Raw genomic sequence first — 7,405 nt, forward strand, 5'->3', positions numbered from 1 at the left:
AGGCACAGTTCGCCGTCATCTTCGGCGAACGCTTCATCAGGGCCATGGCGGCGTAATGTTCATCCGCCCGCCCGCACACGAAATTCCTGACACTCCCCCTCGTCGCTCCGGGCACGAGCACTTGGCGCCCGAACCAGCCAGGCATGAAAGCCGCTGCGCAAACACCGAGCGCTTCGCAGATCCACGATACGGGCCAGATCCCCCGGTGCTTCGCGATGAACTCGAACCTCATATCGAGTCCCTGGCGAAGTAGGCCGCCGCTTTTTTTAGAATGTCGCGCTCGGCCTTCATCCGGGCCAACTCGCGGCGTAGCCGCTCAATCTCCTGCTGCTCGGGCTTCATTAGTCCATGACCGGGAAAGGCCGAGCCAGGATCCGACACATGCTCACGAACCCATTTGCGCAGCACGTTCTCATGCAGGTCCAGATCGCGGGCGGCCTGCGACACCGATACCCCGCGCTCCCTGACCAGCTTCACCGCCTCAAGCTTAAACTCCCGGCTGAACTTCCGTCGTTGCATTCACACCCTCCGGTCCCAAAAACACCTTATCTCGGTGTCCGCGGAACCGGCAGCAGCTCAGCTCAAGGCTCCCAATAAATAATCAAAGTCAGTGCGACATCGGCGAACGTGCTTGTCGCGGTGTTACTCCTAATTTAATCATATAGCATCGAGGCGTCATTTCGCCGCCGAACAGTCGGGTGGGGATGATGCGGGTAGCGCGGATCGTAATTCAGAACTTTCGCACCTTCGCGTCGCTTGACGTTAATGTGGCTGATGATCTGTGCTGCATCATCGGCGAGAACAACACCGGCAAGACCGCGATCCTGCGCGCAATCCAGATCTGCCTCGACAATATGTTGCCGTCGAGTTTTCGCTCACTGCTGCGCGAGGACATTCACTCCGCGATCGATATTGCCGAGCCTAGCCAAGTTCTGATCGGCATTGAGTTGACCGGGTTCGAGGGCAGAGTGAATGAAGAGGCTCTGGTCAGCACTTGGAAGACCGCCGCGGATCGTGCGCGCATATTCTACCGCTTCCGCCCGCGCCCGGCTGTCCGGGAGCAGCTTGCGAGTGGCGACATCGCACCCGGGACGCTGACCCTTGAGGACTATCAGTGGGAAATCTGCGGTGGCGGTGATCCTGCGGTCGACCTTGCCGACATCACCTGGGATGATGAGGGGATAGGCGAGTCCGTGCGCTTCGCCGACCTGCAATCTTACCTTCTCGTTCATCTGCCCGCGCTCCGCGATGTCGAGAATGACCTGCGCAATCCCCGCCAATCGCCGCTTATCCGCCTGATCGAGGCCTTCGAGATCGACGCGGCCGAGCAGGATGCCCTGATTGCCATCCTCGACCAAGCCAATCAGGCAATTGCGAACTCGGCGACGATCTCCGAGATTGCAGGGGCAATCGACGCGCGATTCAAGGATGTCTCCGGCCCCGCGTTCGAGATGGACGCCACGCTCGGCCTGTCCGCCGCGACCTTCCGCGCCATCATCCGCAACCTGAAAATCATTCTGTCGGACCTGTCGCTCACCTCGTTCGAACCCGGCCGCAACGGTCTTGGCATGAACAACATCCTCTACATCGCGATCTTGATGGAGTATCTTCAGCGGCGGATCGCACTCAACCGCTCGGCCGGCCAGTTGATCCTCATAGAGGAGCCCGAAGCGCATCTCCATCCCCAGCTGCAATTCTCGCTAATCGCGGCACTGCGCGCGATCGGCGTGCAGACCATTTTGACCAGTCATAGCACCCAGGTGACCTCGCAGGTTCCGCTGAGCAGCATTGTATCGCTCACCAAGCGCGAGGACGCGACCATTGCTGCGGGCAATCTCGCGCTCAATGCGGCGCTGACCGCGCCAGAGATTGCCGATCTCGAACGCTACCTCGACGCAACCAAGAGCGCATTGCTCTACGCCCGCAAGGTCATGCTGGTCGAAGGGCCAGCCGAGATGTTCCTGATCCCGGCATTGATCGAGCAGGTGTACGGCGTGAATCTCGAGCGGCTCGGCATCTCGGTTATCGCGATTCATGGCGTTCATTTCGACGTCTATGCCAAGCTGTTCCGCGCCGGCTCGCTCGAGAAGAAATGCGCAATCGTTGCCGATGCTGACATGAAGCCGGCCGACGCCGAGGACTTCGATCCGGAAACCGACGCCCCAGATCTGGTGGCGCTGGAAAGCGACTTTGTGTCCATATTCGCGGGCGCCACAACTTTCGAACGCGAATTGGTATCGCTCGGGCGCCTGCCGATGCTGATCGAGACCGTTCGTGCTCTCGGCGCGCCGCAGATCCTTGCGCAGATGGAGGATGGGCTCGCAACGCTCGCGCTCGGGGGATTGGGCCTGGCCGAAGAGACGGCGCTGCGCGTCAAGCTTGGCTCTATGACGCTCAATACCGCCAAGCGCTTTGGCAAAGCGCGTTTTGCGCAGATAGCAGCACGCTACGCTAATCTCGCGACCGATCTGCCGCCCTATATCGAGCAGGCCTTTGAGTGGCTCACTGAATGATCCGGCTGACACCCGAACAGCGCGAGGCGGTCGAACATGACGGCAATCTGCTGCTGACGGCTTGCCCAGGCAGCGGCAAGACGCGGGTCATTCTCGCCAAGCTGCTGACGCTGGCCGATCAGGTCGTCGGCACGCCCCAGTTCATCGGCTGCATCACCTATACCAATGCCGCGGTCGACGAGATCGACGCCCGGTTGCGCACCTACGGCAACAACGCAATCGCGGAACGCTGTGAAATCTCCACGATCCACGCTTTCTGCCTGCAATTCATCCTGCGTCCCTATAGCTGGCTGGTTCCCGAGGTGCCGGCGTCGTTTCAGGTGCTCTCCCGCGAGAACAGCCTGTTCGAGCAGATCGTGACGGCGGTCGAGGACGCCTTCGGTCGCGTGCCCGCCGGGCATGTTTTCGAGGACTACGAATCGCTTCGCATCGACGTGAACGGCGAACCCTGCGGCCAGGGTATCGAGACCGGCATCGTCACCGACGAATCCGCCGCGCTCTATTGGGAGCGGGTCCGCGCCCACGGATACCTCGATTTCGCGATGATCCTTTATTATTCATGGAAGATTCTCGAACAGCACCCGTTCGTCGGACGCGGCATCGCGAGCCGCTTTGCCTGGCTGCTGATCGACGAATTCCAGGACACCACAGACATCCAGATCGCCATCTTCGGCGCGCTCCGGCATTTCCTCCACACCCGCTTTTTTCTCGTCGGTGACCAGAACCAGTCGATCATGCGCTTCGCCGGCGCTCGCCCGGAACTCGCCGAGCAGTTCGGCGATAAGATCGACGCGCACCGCGACACGGTCCTGACCGGCAACTTTCGATGCGGGCCGGCGATAGTCAGCACAGCATCAACACTCATCTCGACCGTGCCGGGGATGCAGTCAGCGGGCGATGCAGCCCAGCTCGCGGCGCAAGTGAACTACGTCCATGTTGGCCGGCCAATCGACGCCATCACCGAGCATTTCCTGCCCGCCCTGCAGGATGCCGGCATCCCGCTCGGCAAAGCCGCGATCCTTGCGCCATGGTGGACGCACCTCATCCCCGTCGCCCGCGCCCTCCGTGAATTCGATGTTCCGGTCTTCGGTCCGGGGGCGCGCCCATATAAGCGTCGGCGTCTGCTTGCCGGACTTGCCGAGCAACTTGGAGCCTGCGCCGGGGCCGGCAATTACCTCGGCCTCCCGGGTGTCGAGCGAGCATTGTTTCGGCTCATCGGTGATCTCACCGGGAACTCGCGCTACGACATGTTCAGCTATCAGGGGCGTCGTGCGGCGCTCGGCCTGATCTATCTCGCTCGCGAACTTGCCAACCAGCATCCCGGCGGCGTCGCTTGGCTGCGCGCCATCGCCCGCGAGGCTGGTGACTATCTCGAACGCGAGGAATGGTTGCCGGGCAGCGCCAAACAGCCGCTGGTCGATTCCGCCGAGGAAATGCTGTCCGATATGCAGGCCAGCAAGGTCGATCTCGCAAATCTGCTGATCTCCGATATGGGCCTGTTCGCCAATCCCGAGCATGCGCTTAAGCTGATCACGCTGCACAATTCAAAAGGGCGCGAATTCGATGGCGTCGCCCTGATCTGCATGAACAATGGCAGTATCCCGCATTTCTCGACATCGACGCAGGAGGCGTATGACGAGTCTCGGCGGCTATTCTACGTAGGCCTGACTCGCGCCAAGCGCATCCTCGTCGTCGCGTCCGATCAGTCTCACTGGAAGAACACGCCGACCCCGTTTATCGTGGAGGCCGGCCTTGGATAAGCACCTGCCCTGTTTGAAGCGGTTTTGCGCTGAACTTTCTTTTACTTTAGATAAATCCGGCAGAATACCGATCTTGCATTTGCAGTTGTAAGGCCGGGTCACTCAAGCCTGAGACGCTCCCATTCATCGATCAAAGACCTGTATTTGTCGTTGAAAATAGCCTCCTCGGTGCCTTGTAAGGGCGTTGTCTCTGGCGAGAAAAACGTCCTGCGAAGAGGATCTATGATACGCATGTCATTTGGGTCTAAGCCTTCCAGTGCTTGTTGCATCGCCCATAGGCCCAACCTTCCCCCTTCCTCAGGTAGCGCAGGATCTTCGCTGAAGTAGGGATATACAACGCGTGTATACTTCTCTCTTACACGCGCGTTGAGAGCGTCGCGGATGCGAACTGTTCCGCCTAGATTCTCAATTCGTAGAATCCCATGAACGCTCTGAGGAATGATCTCGACTGGTTCATTTGACCAACGTAACTTTGCACTAAGCAATTCAAGAACGCCTTCCTTCAATAGGGGATATAGGCGTTTATAATTTTCGTTTGAGGCAACGCGATCTGTGGTCAGATCTGCTAATACCCCATCACCCGATATATGCTTTTTAACATCTGACCAGAACGGCAGATAGAAATCACCACCCCGGCTCCTTGTGCCGCCCGCTTCTTTCTTGCGATCAAGTCGGATATCATCCTTCAATATGGATCGTCGCAACGTTCTGCGTGCATAGAACAGCTGCAAAGCCTTTCGAAGAGGAATATCCAGAACGGACAAGGGATTCACTCGCCTAATAATATCGCATGATAATCGCAGCAATTCCTCTGGTAGGGCAAGTGAAATTTGTCTCCTTATGGCGGAGCTTTTGTTCTACACTATTTCGCCGAGCGAGCCCGGAGTGACCTCCGCTTCTTTGGGTTTGTCATTGAAACCGGTCGGTCGACAAACGGCTCACTTTCGGACCCTGGACCACGACAACCATGAACGTCCGCTGCCCTGGCTGGTAGTGCCGCAAACCGACGGTCCGTTATCGGCCCATTTGCGGCCGCTGCATGGGGGTGATGCAGTAAATGCTGAATGTCGGTTCACGCCAAGACCTGACATTCGGGCCTGAACTCGGGAACGACGGCTTTGTCCCACGACCGCCCGGCTGCAGGCGACCAACTCACGCGGTTCCATTGCAGTGACTGGAGTGTCAGCTTTCACCGGCACCTGTCATTCCGGACACGTCGAGCCCGTCGGCCAAGGCCGCCGACGGAGTTGACGCTTGCGGTTCCGGATCGAGGCAATGTTAGCTGCTGCTCGTTCATTTGCGGTGATATATGCCTATTGGTGAAAGTTCTCGACCTCCGACCTCGTCTTGCAAGGAAGTGATGCCAACCATCCATGACGACCAAATCCGAACTGATCGCCGAGATGTTGCGAGAAATCCGAAAGGCGCAGACCGAGAAATGGCAGCGCCCGAAACCTGGCCCTGTCAAACAGATCAGCTTCCCGCCCACCCTTTGGCCGGGCGATGGTCGGTCGTTCCGCGCGACCGAAGGCTTGTTGAAGGCCATCGCGGCCTACTCGCGAATCTGTTGGGACAATGATCCAAAATTGCGGCCCCGCTTTAAGGTCGATGAGTTTGAACTGTTAGTGCACCAGGCCGTTGCGACGGCACTGGGGGAGATCGACCTCGATCTATCAGATCAACAATTACATCCCACCGTCAGCAACCGGGTGACGGCGGTACTAGCCGAACAGGTCGAGCAAAGCATCCGACCCATTGACCTGACCATTGGGTGCCACCTGATAGAGGGGGACGAGCCGTATCCCATCCAGATCGGCCCGGTGCGCTTCGACACGCGGGAAGCTTGGCGGCAGCGCATGCTGGAAGCCGGCAAACTATCCGCAACGACGGCACGCCGCCTGCTGGCGCGCTGGAACGGGAAACCGCTCAAAAAGCGCAAACGCAGCTTCGATTCTGGCGCGGAGGAGTCTATTTCTGACGCGATCGGCGATTGCCCGATCGTATGCAGTGTTGCCACCGAGGGTCTTTCAGGAAAGTACGTTCAGCAGAAAGGCTTGCTCGCCGCTCGGCTGGCCATGACGGCGATCTCACTGTCTTGGTATCAGCCATCCGAAGGTCTTCGCTGGATGAACCTGCTCTATGATCGGCGACGGGATCGTCGGCATACCGTGCTGTTTGGCAACGGCACGAATGTGGGATCGAACTCCGAGCGCCCGGAGATGCCTTCTGGCCGCTATTCAGAACCAGAACTGCTTGAGAATATCCGGTCCTATCAATGGCTGTTTGACCAAATTGGAGAGGCACTTTTCGCCTATGTACAGCCGGTCCGGTCAGTGACACGCCCGACGGTAATGAATGCGCTATTCCTCAGCATCTGGTGGTATCACGAGGCCTGCCGTGAAGCGCAGGACCAGATCGCTACCACCAAGTTCGCTGCCAGCATGGATGCATTGGCGGGCGGGAAAAAGGCTGTAGGCATTATTGCCCTGATTGGTGCTCGCTTGGGCCATAAACCCGACGATCCGCTGATGAACGATGGCCGAACGACCAAGGCCCTGATTACTCAAATCTACGACGCGGGGCGGAGTAGACTTATCCATGGTTCCAGTGATGATTTTGCCCATGACTGGACCCAACTTAGGGGAGGCGCGGAAGCGATCGGCCGCTGGCTGTTGATCCTCTCATGCGAATGGTTCTCGGACCACCCGAACACTGATAAAATCCAGTAGTGATTTTGCTCAGGGCCTTTGACCGTGCGTTCGGATGAACCGTATCACCGCAACTGCTTCTCGAATTCCAAGCAGCTCAAAGTCCAAATGGCACCGATGCCAGAATACCGAACCGAGGTAAGCTCATTCCCATTCACCAACTATCAAAAAATCAGCAGATCCGCCGCGACACCCTGCCCTCCAATTAGGGTCAGGACTCATTGGTCATAGCCAGAAGATGACGGTGGCAGCGAGGGCAATGGCGGAGAGGAAGACGGTCGGGCACCGATCGTAGCGGGTAGCAACGCGGCGCCAGTCCTTCAGCCGTAAGCGTCCGGTGAGCCGCGTGTTGCCGCGCTCGACGTAGCCGTGGATGTCCGTACCTGTCGTGGTCTCCTTCTGGAGTCCGGAAGGAGGTCAGGAG

General features: G+C 58.6%; 4 protein-coding genes and 2 pseudogenes. 3 read left to right on the forward strand and 3 right to left on the reverse strand.

From position 1 onward, the window contains the following. Positions 1–98: 98 nt before the first annotated feature. Positions 99–519 (reverse strand): annotated as a pseudogene (locus SM191_RS18855) (transposase); the annotation flags it as partial. A gap of 188 nt (positions 520–707) precedes the next feature. Between SM191_RS18855 and SM191_RS18860 the strand changes: the two are divergent. Together SM191_RS18860 and SM191_RS18865 are read left to right on the forward strand one after the other, a co-directional pair. Beyond that, positions 708–2,513, forward strand: coding sequence for an ATP-dependent nuclease (locus SM191_RS18860; RefSeq protein WP_341507556.1), 1,806 nt, complete (start codon positions 708–710; stop codon positions 2,511–2,513). After that, complete coding sequence (locus tag SM191_RS18865; RefSeq protein ID WP_341507553.1) at positions 2,510–4,273, forward strand: ATP-dependent helicase; 1,764 nt, start codon at positions 2,510–2,512, stop codon at positions 4,271–4,273. The genes SM191_RS18860 and SM191_RS18865 overlap by 4 nt, the downstream gene beginning before the upstream one ends. 98 nt (positions 4,274–4,371) lie before the next feature. On the opposite strand, the gene SM191_RS18870 is transcribed toward SM191_RS18865, so the two are convergent. Then, positions 4,372–5,037, reverse strand: coding sequence for a hypothetical protein (locus SM191_RS18870; RefSeq protein WP_341507554.1), 666 nt, complete (start codon positions 5,035–5,037; stop codon positions 4,372–4,374). A 609-nt stretch (positions 5,038–5,646) separates the two neighbouring features. Between SM191_RS18870 and SM191_RS18875 the strand changes: the two genes are divergently transcribed. Next, on the forward strand, positions 5,647–7,002 hold the full coding sequence (locus SM191_RS18875; RefSeq protein ID WP_341507555.1) for a hypothetical protein: 1,356 nt from the start codon (positions 5,647–5,649) through the stop codon (positions 7,000–7,002). 204 nt (positions 7,003–7,206) lie between these two features. Here SM191_RS18875 and SM191_RS18880 read toward each other — a convergent pair. After that, positions 7,207–7,308 (reverse strand): annotated as a pseudogene (locus SM191_RS18880) (IS5/IS1182 family transposase); the annotation flags it as partial. Positions 7,309–7,405 lie beyond the last annotated feature (97 nt).

Origin of the sequence: Sphingomonas sp. 2378, assembly GCF_038084995.1 — a bacterium.
Taxonomy (GTDB): domain Bacteria; phylum Pseudomonadota; class Alphaproteobacteria; order Sphingomonadales; family Sphingomonadaceae; genus Sphingomonas.